This is a genomic window from Streptomyces sp. NPDC028928, assembly GCF_055564915.1.
The window spans coordinates 268,093-282,621 of the sequence record NZ_JBVHVI010000013.1 but is presented as its reverse complement, the minus strand read 5'-3'; the positions used below and the strand labels follow the sequence as shown (position 1 = coordinate 282,621).

Sequence of the window (14,529 nt, the reverse complement as noted above, 5' to 3'; positions counted from 1 at the left end):
GCACCGAACGGGCCCGCCCGCCGCCGTGTCCGGGCATCCGCCGTGCCCGATCCCACCCGGCCCCGGACAGCCGCGCAGGTCCGCGGCGGGCACGGCCCGCGCGAAGCGGGCGCAAGCGGGCACCATCGGGCCCGCAACAGACCTGGTCAGCGGCGCGCACCGGCGGTAGAACTTCCCCCAGGGCCCGAACGGGCAGTTCCACAGGGAAGTGGGTGACGACATGACCACCAGGACGGCGGAAGAACGCCAGCGCGAGATCGTGCGGGCCGCCCGCGCCACCGGCTCGGTAGACGTCACCGCGCTCGCCGCCGCCCTGGGTGTGGCCAAGGAGACCATCCGGCGCGATCTGCGCGCCCTGGAGGACCACGGCCTGGTCCGCCGCACCCACGGCGGCGCCTACCCGGTGGAGAGCGCCGGCTTCGAGACGACGCTCGCCTTCCGCGCCACCAGCCATGTGCCCGAGAAGCGCCGGATCGCCGCCGCGGCGGCCGAGCTGCTCGGGGACGCCGAGACGGTCTTCGTCGACGAGGGCTTCACCCCGCAGCTCATCGCCGAGGCACTGCCCAGGGACCGGCCGCTGACCGTGGTCACCGCGTCCCTGCCGGTCGCGGGCGCCCTCGCGGAGGCGGACCACGTCTCCGTCCTGTTGCTCGGCGGCCGGGTCCGCCCGGGCACGCTGGCCACCGTCGACCACTGGACGACGAAGATGCTGGCCGGCTTCGTGCTCGACCTGGCCTACATCGGGGCCAACGGCGTCTCCCGCGAGCACGGCCTGACCACCCCCGACCCCGCGGTCAGCGAGGTCAAGGCGCAGGCCGTCCGGGCCGCCCGCCGGACGGTCTTCGCGGGCGTGCACACCAAGTTCGGCGCGGTCAGCTTCTGCCGGTTCGCGGAGATCGGCGCGCTGGAGGCGATCGTGACCAGCACCCTCCTCCCGGCCGCCGAGGCCCACCGCTACTCCCTGCTGGGCCCGCAGGTCATCCGGGTCTGATCCGCCAGACCGCCCACCTCCACGGGGCGTTCCACACCTCCGAACGCCCCTTATGTCCCCGTACTCCCCATACCTCCAGGAGCGATCCATGCGCACCCCGAGCCGACGGAGGCCGCGAGCCACGCTCGCCCTGGCCGCCGCAGGGACGCTGCTCGCCCCGCTGCTCTCCGGCTGCTGGGCCGGCGCCGGCGGGACCGGTTCCGGCGGCGACGCCATCAACGTCCTGATGGTCAACAACCCCCAGATGACCGAGCTGCAGAAGCTGACCGCCGCCCACTTCACCAAGGACACCGGCATCAAGGTCAACTTCACGGTCCTGCCCGAGAACGACGTCCGCGACAAGATCAGCCAGGACTTCGCCAACCAGGCCGGCCAGTACGACGTGGCCACCCTGTCCAACTACGAGATACCGATCTACGCCCGCAACGGCTGGCTGCGCGCGATGGACTCGTACGTCGCGAAGGACCCGTCGTACGACGAGCAGGACGTGCTGAAACCGATGCGCCAGTCCCTCACCGGCGACGACGGCAAGCTCTACGGACAGCCCTTCTACGGCGAGTCGTCCTTCCTCATGTACCGCAAGGACGTGTTCGCGTCGAAGGGCCTGACGATGCCCGCCCACCCCACCTGGCAGCAGGTCGCCGACCTGGCCGCGAAGGCGGACGGCGCCCGGCCCGGCATGCGGGGCATCTGCCTGCGCGGACTGCCCGGCTGGGGCGAGGTGATGGCACCGCTCACCACGGTCGTGAACACCTTCGGCGGCACCTGGTTCGACAAGGACTGGAAGGCCCGGCTCGACTCCCCGGCCTTCGAGAAGGCGACGACGTTCTATGTCGACCTCGTCCGCGCGCACGGCGAGTCCGGCGCCGCCCAGTCCGGCTTCGCCGAGTGCCTGAACAACATGACCCAGGGCAAGGTCGCCATGTGGTACGACGCCACCTCCGCGGCCGGACTGCTGGAGGCGTCCGGCTCCCCGGTCAAGGGCAAGCTCGGCTACGCGCCCGCCCCCGTCGAACGGACCGGGTCCTCCGGCTGGCTCTACACCTGGGCCTGGGGCATCCAGCGGGCCTCCCGCAACCCCGACAAGGCCTGGAAGTTCGTCTCCTGGGCGTCGAGCAAGGGCTACGAGCAGCTGGTCGGCGAGACCAGCGGCTGGTCCGACGTCCCCGCGGGCAAACGGGCCTCGACCTACACCAACGCCGAGTACCGGAAGTCGGCGGCCGCGTTCCAGGAGATGACCAGGGAGGCCATCGAGAGCGCCCGCCCGAACGACCCCGGCGTGCAGCCGCGGCCCGCGCCCGGCATCCAGTTCGTCGGCATCCCCGAGTTCACCGACCTCGGCACCAAGGTCTCCCAGGAGATCAGCGCGGCCATCGCCGGACGCCAGTCCGTGGACGCCGCCTTGAAGAAATCGCAGGCGCTCGCCGAGAAGATCTCGAAGGAGTACGAGGGACGATGACAGCGACAACCACGGCCCCCCTCGCGGCCGCACCCGGGAGAACGGTCAGGCAGCCCTCGGCCCGGCTGCGCGCCTGGGCGACCCGCGCCCCGCTGCTGCCCGCCCTCGTCTTCATGATCGCGGTCACCCAGCTGCCGTTCGTGGCCACACTGGTGATCTCCTTCTTCGACTGGAACGCCCTCTACCCCAAAGCCCGCCACTTCACCGGCCTGGACAACTACCGCGAGGTGCTGACCGACGCCGGCCTGCGCCACTCGGTGTGGACGACGGTGCTGCTCACCGCGGCGGTGGTGCTGGCCAGCCTGGTCCTCGGGCTGGCGCTGGCCCTGCTGCTGGACCGGCGGTTCCGCGGCCGGGGCGTCGTCCGCACCCTGCTCATCGCGCCCTTCCTGGTGGTGCCGGTGGCCGCGGCCCTCCTCTGGAAACACGTGCTGTACAACCCCGAATACGGCTTGTTCAATGGCTTGCTGCACTATGTGGGCGGCCCACAGCCGGACTGGGTATCCCGTACCCCGCTGCTCGCGGTCGAGGCATCCCTGGTGTGGCAGTGGACGCCGTTCATGATGCTGATCCTGCTGGCCGGGCTGCAGAGCCGGGACCAGCAGCAGATCGAGGCCGCCCGGGTCGACGGCGCGAGCGACTGGCAGATCTTCCGCCACCTGACCCTCCCGCACCTGCGCCGCTACCTCGAACTCGGCGCCCTGCTGGGCTCGATCTACATCGTCCAGAACTTCGACGCGGTCTTCACGATCACGTCCGGCGGCCTCGGCACCGCCAACCTGCCCTACACCGTCTACCAGAGCTTCTACCAGGCCCACGAGAACGGCCTGGCCTCGGCCGCCGGCGTCCTGGTGGTCATCGGCTCGATCGTCATCGCGACCTTCGCCCTGCGCGTGGTGTCGTCCCTGTTCCGCGAGGAGGTGTCCCGCGCATGAACGCCGTACTGCGCCGTCACGGCCTGGGCCTGCTGGCCTGGCTCGTGGGGATCGTGTTCTTCCTGCCGATCGCGTGGATGGCCCTGACGTCCTTCCACTCCGAGGCGGACGCGGCGACGAACCCGCCGTCCTTCGCCGCCTCCCTGACCCTCGACGGCTACCGCGAGTTCTTCGGCAGCGGCGGCGGGGCCAGCCCGTGGCCCGCGCTGGTCAACTCCACGGTGGCCTCGGTCGCCTCCACGCTGCTCGTCCTCCTGCTGGCCCTCCCGGCGGCCTACGCGCTGTCGATCCGGCCGGTGAAGAAGTGGACGGACGTCCTGTTCTTCTTCCTCTCCACGAAGATGCTGCCGGCGGTGGCGGGCCTCCTCCCCGTCTACCTGTTCGCCAGGAACGCCGGGATGCTCGACAACATCTGGCTCCTGGTCGTCCTCTACACCTCCATGAACCTGCCGATCGCGGTGTGGATGATGCAGTCCTTCCTCGCCGAGGTGCCGGTCGCGGTCATCGAGGCGGCGCGGGTGGACGGCGCCCGGCTGCCGACGGTCCTCACGCGCGTGGTGGCCCCCATCGCCCTGCCCGGCATCGCCGCCACCGCCCTGATCTGCTTCATCTTCAGCTGGAACGAGCTGCTCTTCGCCCGAGTCCTCACGGGCGTGGTCGCCGAGACCGCCCCCGTCTTCCTGACCGGCTTCATCACCAGCCAGGGCCTGTTCCTGGCCAAGGTGTGCGCCGCGTCGCTCGTCATCTCCCTGCCGGTGCTCGCCGCGGGGTTCGCCGCCCAGGACAAGCTGGTCCAGGGCCTGTCGTTGGGAGCCGTGAAATGAAGGCCGCCGTCATCGAGTCCGTGGGCCGCGCCGTGGTCACCGAGGTACCCGACCCGACGCCCGGCCCCCGCGAGGTGGTCGTCGAGGTCGCGGCCTGCGGCCTGTGCGGCACGGACCTGCACATCCTCCAGGGCGAGTTCGCGCCCGAGCTGCCGATCGTCCCCGGACACGAGTTCGCGGGCGAGGTCGTCGGCGTCGGCACCCAGGTCACGGAGGTGTCCGTGGGCGACCGGGTCGCGGTGGACCCGTCCCTGTACTGCTCCGAGTGCCGGTACTGCCGTACCGGCCACAACAACCTGTGCGAGCGGTGGGCCGCGATCGGCGTGACGACGGCGGGCGGCGCGGCACAGTACGCGCGGGCTCCGGTCGCCAACTGCGTGAAGCTGCCCGAGCACGTGCGCACCGAGGACGCGGCCCTGGTGGAGCCCCTGTCCTGCGCGGTCCGCGGCTACGACGTCCTCCGCTCCCGCCTCGGCGCCCACGTGCTGGTCTACGGCTCCGGCACGATGGGCCTGATGATGCTGGAGCTGGCCAAGCGGACCGGCGCGGCGAGCGTGGACGTGGTCGACGTCAACCCGGCCCGCCTGGAGACGGCCCGCCTGCTCGGCGTCTCGGCCGCCGCGGCGAACGCCGACGAACTGGACCGGCCCCAGGGCTGGGACGTGGTGGTCGACGCCACCGGCAACGCGGCGGCCATCCAGGACGGCCTGGACCGGGTGGCGAAGGCGGGTACGTTCCTGCAGTTCGGGGTGGCGGACTACGCGACGCGGGTGACGATCGACCCGTACCGGATCTACAACCAGGAGATCACCATCACCGGTTCCATGGCGGTGCTGCACAGCTTCGAGCGGGCGGCCGAGCTGTTCGCGAACGGGGTGCTGGACCCGGCCGTCTTCATCAGCGACCGGATCCCGCTGGAGCGGTACCCGCAGGCCCTGGAGCAGTTCGCGGCGGGGGTGGGGCGGAAGATCGTGGTGGTGCCGTAGGCCGTTCGGCGGGTTCCGGCCGGTAAGGGAACGGTAAAGCGGTGTCGTTCGTTCACCGGGCATGACAGCTATGACCCCTGGCTCGAACATCCCTCTCTCGGCCGGGCGCGTGACGGTGGACGTCTCCGCTCCGGTGCGGCTCGACGTGTCGGGCCTGCTGCTCACCGGCGACGGCAAGGTGCGTTCCGACGACGATTTCATCTTCTACAACCAGCCCACGGGGCCGGGCGTGACGTACCGGTCGGGTGGTGGCACGGCGCCTGACGCGGTGACGGTCGACACCGCCGCCGTGCCGCCGGAGATCGAGAAGATCGTCGTCACGGCCAGTCCCGACGCGGCCGGGCAGACGTTCCAGGGCATCGAGCCGACGGCCACGATCCGGGACGCGGACGGGGGTGCCGTGCTGGCGACGTTCACGCCGCCGCAGCTCGGCACCGAGACCGCGCTGGTGGTCGTGGAGATCTACCGCCGGGGCGGCCAGTGGAAGGCGCGGGCCGTCGGACAGGGGTACGCCAACGGGCTCGCGGGCATCGCGACCGACTTCGGCGTGACGGTGGAGGAGCCGGCCGCCGCACCGCCGCAGCCGGCCGCCGCCCCCGCCGCCCCTCCGCAGCCGGTCGCCCCGCCCCCGGCCGCCATGCAGCCGCCGGTCGCCCCGCCCGCGCCGCCGATGCCCGCGGCCCCGGCCGCGCCCGCGCCGGGTGCCGGGAAGATCAACCTGGACAAGGGCCGGGTCAGTCTGCAGAAGAACCAGACCGTGTCGCTCGTCAAGGGCGGCCGGCCGCTGCTCTCGCAGGTGCGGATGGGTCTCGGCTGGGAGCCGGCGTTCCGGGGCAAGGACATCGACCTGGACGCCTCGGTCATCGCCTACGGCCCGCAGCGCAACCACCTCGAGAGCTGCTACTTCGGCAAGCTGACGATCCTGAACGGCGCGGTCCGGCACTCCGGGGACAACCTGACCGGTGAGGGCGGGGGCGACGACGAGGTCATCACCGTGGATCTCGGCCGGCTGCCCCAGGAGGTCACCGGGCTGGTGTTCACGGTCAACTCCTTCTCCGGGCAGAAGTTCACGGAGGTCGCCAAGGCCTACTGCCGTCTGGTCGACGCGGCCACGGGCGAGGAGCTGGTCCGCTTCGACCTCACCGGTGCGGAGCCGCAGACGGGCGTGATGATGGCCAAGCTGATCCGCCAGTTCTCCGGGGAGTGGGACATGACGGCGATGGGCGACTTCGTGAAGGCCCGCACCGTGCGGAACATGGTGGAGCCGGGGGCTCGCGCTCTGTAGCCCGAGGTGTCACGACGTGCCAGGACCGCCCGCGCCCCTTCGGGCGCGGGCAGCCCCCGGCCGACCAGCCCTCAGCCGACCCGCAGCCCCTCCGTCAGCAGGCGCAGATACCGGCGGATCTCCTCCGACTCCCCCTGCGCCAGCTCCGCCGCCATGGCCACGCCGTGCGCCAGGCGCAGGACCTCGATCGGCTGCACATCGGCCCGCAGCGTGCCCTCCGTCTGCGCGGCCTCCACCAGCCGGGCCGCCGCGCCCTTCACGACGGTGCCGCAGGCCGGCGGCGCCGCCGTGCCGGTCTCGTCCGTCACCGCCGAGCTGAGCAGGGCTTTCATCCCCCGCACCTGAAGGGTGGCGATCGCCAGCTCGTACAGCCACTCCATGAGTGCCTCGCCCGGCGGCAGTTCCCTCGCCAGTTCGTCGGCGCGCGCGCCGAGCGCCTCGATCCGGTCGACGTACGCCGCCTCCAGCAGCGTCCGGCGGGTCGGGAAGTGCCGGTAGAGCGTGCCCGAGCCGACGCCCGCCCGCTTGGCGATGTCGTCGAGTGACGCGTTCTCCCCGTGCTCGGCGAAGGCCTCCGCCGCCACCTTCAGCAACCGCTCGTAGTTGCGCCGAGCGTCCGCGCGCATGGTCCTGCCCTGCGTCATCGACTCACTCCTTGCAGACCGGGGACCCTCTCCGTATCTTACCGAGCAGGTATGCGGAGAGGCTCCCCGGCGAAGACGGCCGCTCAGGCCTGCCACGGCCAGCGTCCGTCCCGTCCGCTCTCCAGCAGCGGGACGATGCGGAACGCGGCGTCGGAGAGCCCGCCGAAGGTGTGCCGGTTGCCCGTGCCCGAGGGGCCGTGGCCGGCGCGGTATCCCTCCAGGTTCCAGGTGTAGACCGGGACGTGGTCCGGGATCTGGGAGGCGGGGTCGCCGTGCCGGTGCGGGGCGTACTGCTCGTCGGTGACGATCAGCACCCGGTCGTGGCCCCGGTAGTGCCGGCGTACCGCCTCGGTGGTGTCGGTGCCGCCGAGGTCGCCGAAGCGCTCCAGGACCTTCAGCACCGACTCGCCCGTGCGGAACGGCACCTTCCCGCTGGTCGAGCCGAACTGCACGAGGTCGGCGTCCGCCGCCCGCAGGGCGAGGGCGGTGCCGAAGACCGCCGCCGCGTCGGCCCGGCTGAGCTGGGAGCGCTCGGAGACCCGCGACCAGAACATCGAGCCGGAGCGGTCGACCAGGACGAGCGTGCGGCCCGGCAGCGCGGGCACGTTGGCCAGCGAGTGGCCGAGCGCCTGCTCCAGCGGGTAGGACCAGCGCAGCGAGGGGGCGTGCTGGTACGCGGCCAGGTAGCGGAAGGGGAACTGCCGCGAGCGGCGCACCTCCTGCGGATCGCTGATCCGCGCGGCGACCCGGGCGGCGACCTCGTCCGAGACCCCGGCCTCGTCGAAGTTGCGCAGGTTGCGGACGAGGGCCATCGCGCCCATGGACGGGATCACGGCCTCCCAGGCCGCCTGGTCCATCGGCCCCTGGAGCCAGCCGGCCAGCGCCTCCCAGGTGAGGCCGGCCGCCGCCAGCCGCTCGGCGCCGTCGGGCGAGGTGACGACCTCACGCCGCCGCTCGACGGGCAGCGCCATCAGCTCGCGGTGCAGGGTGAGCGCCGGAAGCGACGCGGGCGGCACGGCGGTGTCCGGGTGGTGGCGCCGGTCGAGTGCGTACCGGAACAGGTCGCCCTGCCACGGCTTGTCGGGGTCCGGCGCGGCGTGCACCAGGTTGAGGACGTCGCCGAAGCGGTAGCCCTTGGACGCGGTGTCGTACTTGAGCAGCGACCTGGCGTGGTAGAGCCGTCGTACAGCGTCGGCGATGCCGCGCTTGACGGGCTTGGGGACGGCACGGCCGTACGTCGACGTCCAGTACGCGAGCAGTTCGCCGGGCTCGTCGGGACGCTGCAGCACGGACGCGACGACCTGCCGGTTCGACGGGCCGTCGGTCGCCCCGGCCGCGAGCCGTGCGTGCACGTACTCGGCGGCGCCGACGAGGGACGCGGTGCGCATGTTGCCGTCGCCGCGCAGCCAGCCGAGCAGGCCGGCCGTCCACTCCGGGTCGCTGACGGCGAGGTCGCGGACGAGGCGGGTGAAGCGGGCGTCGCGGTCCTGGGCGCTCTCGTAGAAGGTGTCCGCGAGGAAGTGGGACACGGCCAGCAGGAACAGCTCCGAGCGCGGATCGCGCTCGTGGCCCCGGCCGCCCTCGTGGGTGCGCAGGGTGCGGCCCGTGGACGTCACGGCCGACGTCGGCCGCGCCTTCGTGGCACGCGTGTTGAATCGCGCCATGGTGAATTCCCCCGAATTCGTTTCCGTTCCGGAGGGAGGCGCAACAAATGGAGGGTGTCCGAGGTCGGAAGTCGGCGACGGACTTTAGCCAGATGCTCTGCCGATTGAGCTACACCGACCCGAAGTCGATGACGGGACTCGAACCCGCAACCGTCCGATCCAATGAAGTAACCGCTGCCTGCGCACCGGACACCCACCATGAGCTGCGCCTCCCGAGATCATGTCGGCTGCGGTTGCGTCGTTCCAGGAAAGGGAAGTAACCGCTGCCCTCGCACCGGGAGGTGCGTGACGTCGTGATCTCACTGTAGGAGGCGCAGCATCGGGCGTGCGAGCGAATTAACGAGCGCTTCCACCCGCTAGCGCTTTGCGCCGCCACACGCGCCGTTACCGCTTCTGCCGCTTCCAGGGGCCGGTGATGGCGAGCATGATGCCGGGCGTCTGGATGTTGGCGAACAGGGTCCTGCCGTCGGGCGAGAAGGTGACCCCGGTGAACTCGCTGTACTCCGGCGCCTCCGCGGTGCCGATGTTCAGCTCGTTGCGGGCGATCGGGTAGGTCCGGCCGCTCTCGGTGGCGCCGAACAGGTGCTGGACGCCCTCACCGTCCTCGGCGATGACCAGGCCGCCGTACGGGGAGACGGTGATGTTGTCGGGGCCGTCGAAGGCGCCGTCCTCGGCCGGGTCCGGGTTCACGCCGAGCAGCACCTTCAGTGTCAGCGTGCGGCGCTTGGGGTCGTAGAACCAGACCTGGCCGTCGTGCTGGACCGGGCTCTCCTGGCGGGCGTAGGAGGAGACGACGTAGACGCCGCCGTCGCCCCACCACATGCCCTCCAGCTTGCGGGCGCGGGTGACCTGGCCGTCGGTGAACTGCTTGCGCACCGAGACGGTCTTGGCGTCACGGTCGGGGACGTCCACCCAGTCGACGCCGTACACGGTGCCGGTCTTCGTGGCGCGGGACAGGTCGTCCACGAACTTGCCGCCGGAGTCGAAGCACTTGAAGGCCTGGAGCACGCCCGCGTCGTCGGCGAGGGTGCGCAGCTTGCCGCGGCCGTGGCGGAAGCCCTCCGGCGGGGTCCAGCGGTAGAACAGGCCGTTGGGGCCGGAGGCGTCCTCGGTGAGGTAGAGGTGGCCGCGCCGGGGGTCGACCACGACGGCCTCGTGGGCGTAGCGGCCCAGGGCCTTGACGGGCTTCGGGTCGCGGTTGGCGCGGCGGTCCTCGGGGTCGACCTCGAAGACGTAGCCGTGGTCCTTGGTGAAGCCGTTCTTGCCGGCCTTGTCCTCGGTCTCCTCGCAGGTCAGCCAGGTGCCCCACGGGGTGCTGCCGCCCGCGCAGTTGGTGGCGGTGCCGGCGATGCCCACCCACTCGGCGACCTCCCCGCCGCGCCGGACCTCGACGACGGTGCAGCCGCCGGCCGCCGCCGGGTCGTAGACCAGGCCCTCGGTCAGCGGCACCGGGTGCGGCCAGTTGGCGCGGGCACCGGCCAGCTCGTGGTTGTTGACGAGCAGGGTGGTGCCCCGGGGGCCCTCGAAGGTGGCCGTGCCGTCGTGGTTGGACGGGGTGAACTCGCCGGACTCCAGCTTGGTCCTGCCGCTGTAGGTGATGACCCGGTACGTGAAGCCGGCGGGCAGGGCGAGGATGCCGTTCGGGTCGGCGATCAGCGGGCCGTAGCCGACGCCGTGGTGGTGGCCCCCGTGCGCGGACTCGGTCTCGGCGCTCTCGTTGTCCGTGGCGGCGAGGGCGTTCGGCGCGGTGGCGAGGGCGCCGACGCTGCCCGCCAGGGCGACCCCGGCACCGGTGATCGCGGATTTTCTGGCGAAGTCCCTGCGGGTGAGCGACATGGTGTCTCCTGTGACGACGGTGGTAGTGCCGTGGAGGGTGGGGGGCCTCGGCTCGGCGCACACGCTCCCGCCCACCTGTGAACGGGAGTTGAACGCCGGGCTACCACCAGGGCGCCCGTTCCGTGAATCCGTCCGCACCGCACCGTCGCCGGGAAGAGCACCCGCACCGTCGCCGGGAAGAGCACCCGGACCATCGCGGGAAAAGCACCCGGACCATCGCCGGGAAAAGCACCCGGCCGGATCCGCCACCGGCCGTGACGTCAGCTTCCTTGCTGGGAGCGCGCCTTGAACGCGGCCTTGCGGGCCTCCTTGGCCACCTTCTTGTCGGGATGGAGCCGGCCCATCGCGTCCAGCACCTCGGCGGTGGCGGGGTGCTCCACCCGCCAGGCCGCCGCGAAGAACCCGCTGTGCTGCGCGGCGAGCCCCTCCACCAGTGCCCGCAGCTCCTCCGAGTTGCCCTCGGCCGCCAGCTGTGCGGCCAGCGTGTCGACGGTCAGCCAGAACACCATGTCCTCGGGCGGCGCCGGCACCCCGGCGGCGCCCCGCTCGCTGAGCCACACCCGGGCGAGTCCGCCCAGCTCGGGGTCGTCCAGCACCTCGCGCAGCGCGGGTTCGGCCTCCATGCCCAGCAGCGACAGCGCCTGCTGGCAGCGCAGCCTGCGCAGCGGGGCGCCGGCGTCCGCGCCACGGGCCGCGGCGAGCAACTCCCGGGCCGCGCCGAGCGGTTCACGGCGGGCGAGCCACTGCTCGGTCTCGGCGCGGGCGGCGGACCGGCCGAACCGGGCGGTGCCGTCGAGCAGCGCGTCCGCGCCCTTGTCGGCCAGCTCCCCGACGACCGGGGCCGCGAACCCGGCCTCCAGCAGCCGGGCGCGCAGCCCGTACAGGCCGAGCGGGGTGAGCCGGACCATGCCGTAGCGGGTGACGTCGGTGTCGTCCAGCGCGGCGGGTTCCTCGTCGGCGTCGGCCATCAGCGCCTCGTCCACCGGCTGGTAGGCGACGAGCCCGACCGGCTCCAGCGCCCGGAACTGGTCGTCCAGCCGCATCATGGCGTCGGAGACCTGCTCCAGGACGTCGTTGGTGGGCTCGCCCATGCCGTCGGGGACGATCATGGAGGCGGCGAGGGCGGGCAGCGGGACGGGGGCGTCGCCGGGGCCGTCCTCACTGACGGTCAGCAGGTAGAGGTTGCCGAGGACGCCGTCGAGGAAATCAGCCTCGGCCTCGGGGTCCCAGTCGAGTGACGAGAAATCGACCTCGCCGCCGTCGTCCAGCGCGTCGACCAGGTCGTCCAGGTCGGGTACGGCCGCGTCGGCGATGACGGTCTCCAGGGCGGCGAGCCACACGGTGAGCACGTCGCGCGGGGAGCCGCCGGTGAGCAGCTTCAGCTCCTCGCCGGCCCGGACGGTCCCGGTCTCCTCGTCCACGATCTCCACCAGGCCGGTGTCCACGGCGACCCGCCAGGCCTCGCCGGCGTACGCGGCGGCGTCGTCACCGGTGAGTCCGAGCAGCTCGGCGGCGGCCGGCAGCTGTTCCTCGGCCAGTCCGCCACCAGCGTCCACGCGGGTGTCGGGCCCGGCCCAGCGGGCGAGGCGGGCGGCCCGGGAGAGCACCGGCGTGGACAGCGCGGCGCGCGCCAGCTCCGCTTCGGGGTGCAGCCGTACGGGCGGCAGGGGGGAGCTGTCTGACATCGGCTGGTTCTCCTCGGACCGTGAACGGGCTCAGCCGCTCAGCCTAGACGGATTTCCACCCATGCCGCCCGGTTCATCTCCCCGTAAGCAGCCGTACATGGCCGAAACCTTGACAACTCCCCGGGCCAGGCAGGAGATTGACGCGCGTAGAAGTTGGGGGGACAACTGTTCACTCGGCTCTATGCGTGTCACTGAGGGCCACGAGCCCCACACGCTCCCGTTCCACCCTCGTCCCGGCGCATCGTCACGTCCCCGGAGGGATCCCTTGCCGAGCAGGTCTTCCGCGCGCCTCGCCGCGCTCACCGTCGCCGCCGTCTGCAGCGCGGCGTCCACCGTCGTCCTCACCTCGCCCGCGCACGCCGACTCGGTGCGCGTCCACGACATCCAGGGCACGACCCGGATATCCCCGTTCGCGGGGCAGAAGGTGACGGACGTGCCCGGCATCGTCACGGCCACGCGCACGTACGGCTCCTCCAAGGGCTTCTGGCTCCAGGACCCGACGCCGGACGCCGACCCGGCCACCAGCGAGGGCGTGTTCGTCTTCACCAGCTCGACGCCGAAGGTCGCGGCCGGTGACGCGGTGACGGTGACCGGCACGGTCTCCGAGTACGTCCCGGGCGGCACCTCGTCCGGCAACCAGTCGGTGACGGAGATCACCAAGCCGACGGTCACCACGGTCTCCACCGGCAACGCGGTCCCGGCGCCGGTCGTCGTGGACGAGGACGCGGTGCCGGACGCGTACGCCCCGGCGGGCGACAGCGCCGCGGCGGGCTCGATCAACGGTCTCGCGCTGGACCCGTCGGCGTACGCCCTGGACTACTACGAGTCCCTGGAGGGCATGAACGTCCAGGTCGCCGACGCCCGCGTGGTCACCGCGACCGACCCGTACAGCGAGCTGTGGGTCACCGTGAAGCCGTGGGAGCACCGCAGCAGCCGCGGCGGCACGGTCTACGGCTCCTACGACGCGCAGAACACCGGCCGGCTCCAGATCCAGTCGCTGGGCGCGACCGCCGACTTCCCGAAGGCGGACGTCGGCGACACCCTGGAGGGCACCACCACCGGCCCGCTGGACTTCAACCAGTACGGCGGCTACACCCTCGTCGCGAGCAAGCTCGGCACCCTGGACAGCGGCGGCCTGGAGCGCGAGACGACGCAGAAGCAGTCGGGCCGCGAGCTGGCGGTGGCGACGTACAACGTCGAGAACCTCGACCCGTCGGACGCCACCTTCGACAAGCACGCCTCCGCGATCGTGCACAACCTCCAGTCGCCGGACATCGTGTCCCTGGAGGAGATCCAGGACAACAACGGCGCCAAGGACGACGGCACGGTCGACGCGGACCAGACCGTGACCAAGCTGATCGACGCGATCGCCGCGGCGGGCGGCCCGACGTACGACTGGCGCTCGATCAACCCGGTCAACGACCAGGACGGCGGCGAGCCCGGCGGCAACATCCGCCAGGTGTTCCTGTTCAACCCCGAGCGGGTGTCCTTCACGGACCGCGCGGGCGGCGACTCGACCACCGCGGTCGGTGTCGCCAAGGTGCAGGGCAAGGCCCGCCTGACGGTCTCCCCCGGCCGCATCGACCCGGCGAACGCGGCCTGGAGCAAGAGCCGCAAGCCGCTCGCGGGCGAGTTCGTCTTCCGCGGCAAGACCGTGTTCGTGATCGCCAACCACCTCAACTCCAAGGGCGGCGACCAGGGTCTGACCTCGCAGTACCAGCCGCCGGTACGCAGCTCGGAGATCCAGCGGCACGCCCAGGCGACCGCGGTGAACGCGTTCGTCAAGGACATCCTGTCCGTGCAGAAGAACGCGGAGGTCGTCGCGCTCGGCGACATGAACGACTTCGAGTTCTCCGGGACCACGAAGATCCTGGAGGGCGACGGCGAGCTGTGGTCGGCGATCAAGTCGCTGCCGAAGAACGAGCGCTACACCTACGACTACCAGGGCAACCAGCAGGTCCTGGACCAGATCCTGGTGAGCCCGGCGATCCGCCGCGGCTGTGACGTCGCGTACGACAGCGTGCACATCAACTCGGAGTTCCACGACCAGATCAGCGACCACGACCCGCAGGTGCTGCGGTTCCGTCCGTGACGCGACGGCGGGGGGGGGGGGGGGGGGGGGGGGGGCGGGGAGGGGGGGGGGGGGGGGGGAGGGGGGGGGGGGGGAGGGGGGGGGGGGGGGGGGGGGGGACGGGGGGGGGGGGGGGAAGGGGAGGCAGA

Annotated in this window: 11 protein-coding genes; 7 read left to right on the top strand and 4 right to left on the bottom strand. The window is 71.9% G+C overall.

Translation table 11 applies throughout. The features are described from left to right. Nucleotides 1-220: 220 nt before the first annotated feature. The 6 genes from ACZ4U1_RS29980 (at nt 221) to ACZ4U1_RS29955 (ending at nt 6,480) form a co-directional block, all read left to right on the top strand. Complete coding sequence (locus ACZ4U1_RS29980; protein WP_467907276.1) at nt 221-991, top strand: DeoR/GlpR family DNA-binding transcription regulator; 771 nt, start codon at nt 221-223, stop codon at nt 989-991. An 88-nt stretch (nt 992-1,079) separates the two neighbouring features. Further along, complete coding sequence (locus tag ACZ4U1_RS29975) at nt 1,080-2,450, top strand: ABC transporter substrate-binding protein (RefSeq protein ID WP_467907275.1); 1,371 nt, start codon at nt 1,080-1,082, stop codon at nt 2,448-2,450. Further along, a complete protein-coding gene (locus ACZ4U1_RS29970; RefSeq protein ID WP_467907274.1) occupies nt 2,447-3,385 on the top strand; it encodes a carbohydrate ABC transporter permease in 939 nt (312 codons plus the stop codon). The genes ACZ4U1_RS29975 and ACZ4U1_RS29970 overlap by 4 nt, the downstream gene beginning before the upstream one ends. Next, the gene (locus tag ACZ4U1_RS29965) at nt 3,382-4,209 is read left to right on the top strand and encodes a carbohydrate ABC transporter permease (RefSeq protein ID WP_467907273.1); all 828 of its coding nucleotides are present in this window, start codon (nt 3,382-3,384) and stop codon (nt 4,207-4,209) included. The genes ACZ4U1_RS29970 and ACZ4U1_RS29965 overlap by 4 nt, the downstream gene beginning before the upstream one ends. Beyond that, entirely contained in the window at nt 4,206-5,195 is a 990-nt protein-coding gene (locus ACZ4U1_RS29960) for a zinc-dependent alcohol dehydrogenase family protein (RefSeq protein ID WP_467907272.1), read from the top strand. Before ACZ4U1_RS29965 ends, ACZ4U1_RS29960 begins: the two co-directional genes overlap by 4 nt. 70 nt (nt 5,196-5,265) lie before the next feature. Then, nucleotides 5,266-6,480: a TerD family protein gene (locus ACZ4U1_RS29955; RefSeq protein WP_467907271.1), complete on the top strand. Its 1,215-nt coding sequence runs from the start codon at nt 5,266-5,268 to the stop codon at nt 6,478-6,480. A 71-nt stretch (nt 6,481-6,551) separates the two neighbouring features. Here ACZ4U1_RS29955 and ACZ4U1_RS29950 read toward each other — a convergent pair whose 3' ends face one another. From ACZ4U1_RS29950 to ACZ4U1_RS29935, 4 genes are all read right to left on the bottom strand, one after another. Next, on the bottom strand, nt 6,552-7,124 hold the full coding sequence (locus ACZ4U1_RS29950; RefSeq protein ID WP_467907270.1) for a TetR/AcrR family transcriptional regulator: 573 nt from the start codon (nt 7,122-7,124) through the stop codon (nt 6,552-6,554). Between the two features lie 83 nt (nt 7,125-7,207). Next, nucleotides 7,208-8,788, bottom strand: a complete 1,581-nt coding sequence (locus ACZ4U1_RS29945; protein ID WP_467907269.1) for a TROVE domain-containing protein — start codon at nt 8,786-8,788, stop codon at nt 7,208-7,210. Between the two features lie 384 nt (nt 8,789-9,172). Next, nucleotides 9,173-10,624 carry an alkaline phosphatase PhoX gene (locus tag ACZ4U1_RS29940; RefSeq protein ID WP_467907268.1) on the bottom strand — a complete coding sequence of 484 codons (1,452 nt, stop codon included), beginning with the start codon at nt 10,622-10,624 and terminating at the stop codon, nt 9,173-9,175. A gap of 260 nt (nt 10,625-10,884) precedes the next feature. Continuing rightward, on the bottom strand, nt 10,885-12,309 hold the full coding sequence (locus ACZ4U1_RS29935) for a hypothetical protein (protein ID WP_467907267.1): 1,425 nt from the start codon (nt 12,307-12,309) through the stop codon (nt 10,885-10,887). A 265-nt stretch (nt 12,310-12,574) separates the two neighbouring features. Between ACZ4U1_RS29935 and ACZ4U1_RS29930 the strand changes: the two genes are divergently transcribed. After that, on the top strand, nt 12,575-14,401 hold the full coding sequence (locus tag ACZ4U1_RS29930; RefSeq protein ID WP_467907266.1) for an endonuclease/exonuclease/phosphatase family protein: 1,827 nt from the start codon (nt 12,575-12,577) through the stop codon (nt 14,399-14,401). Nucleotides 14,402-14,529 lie beyond the last annotated feature (128 nt).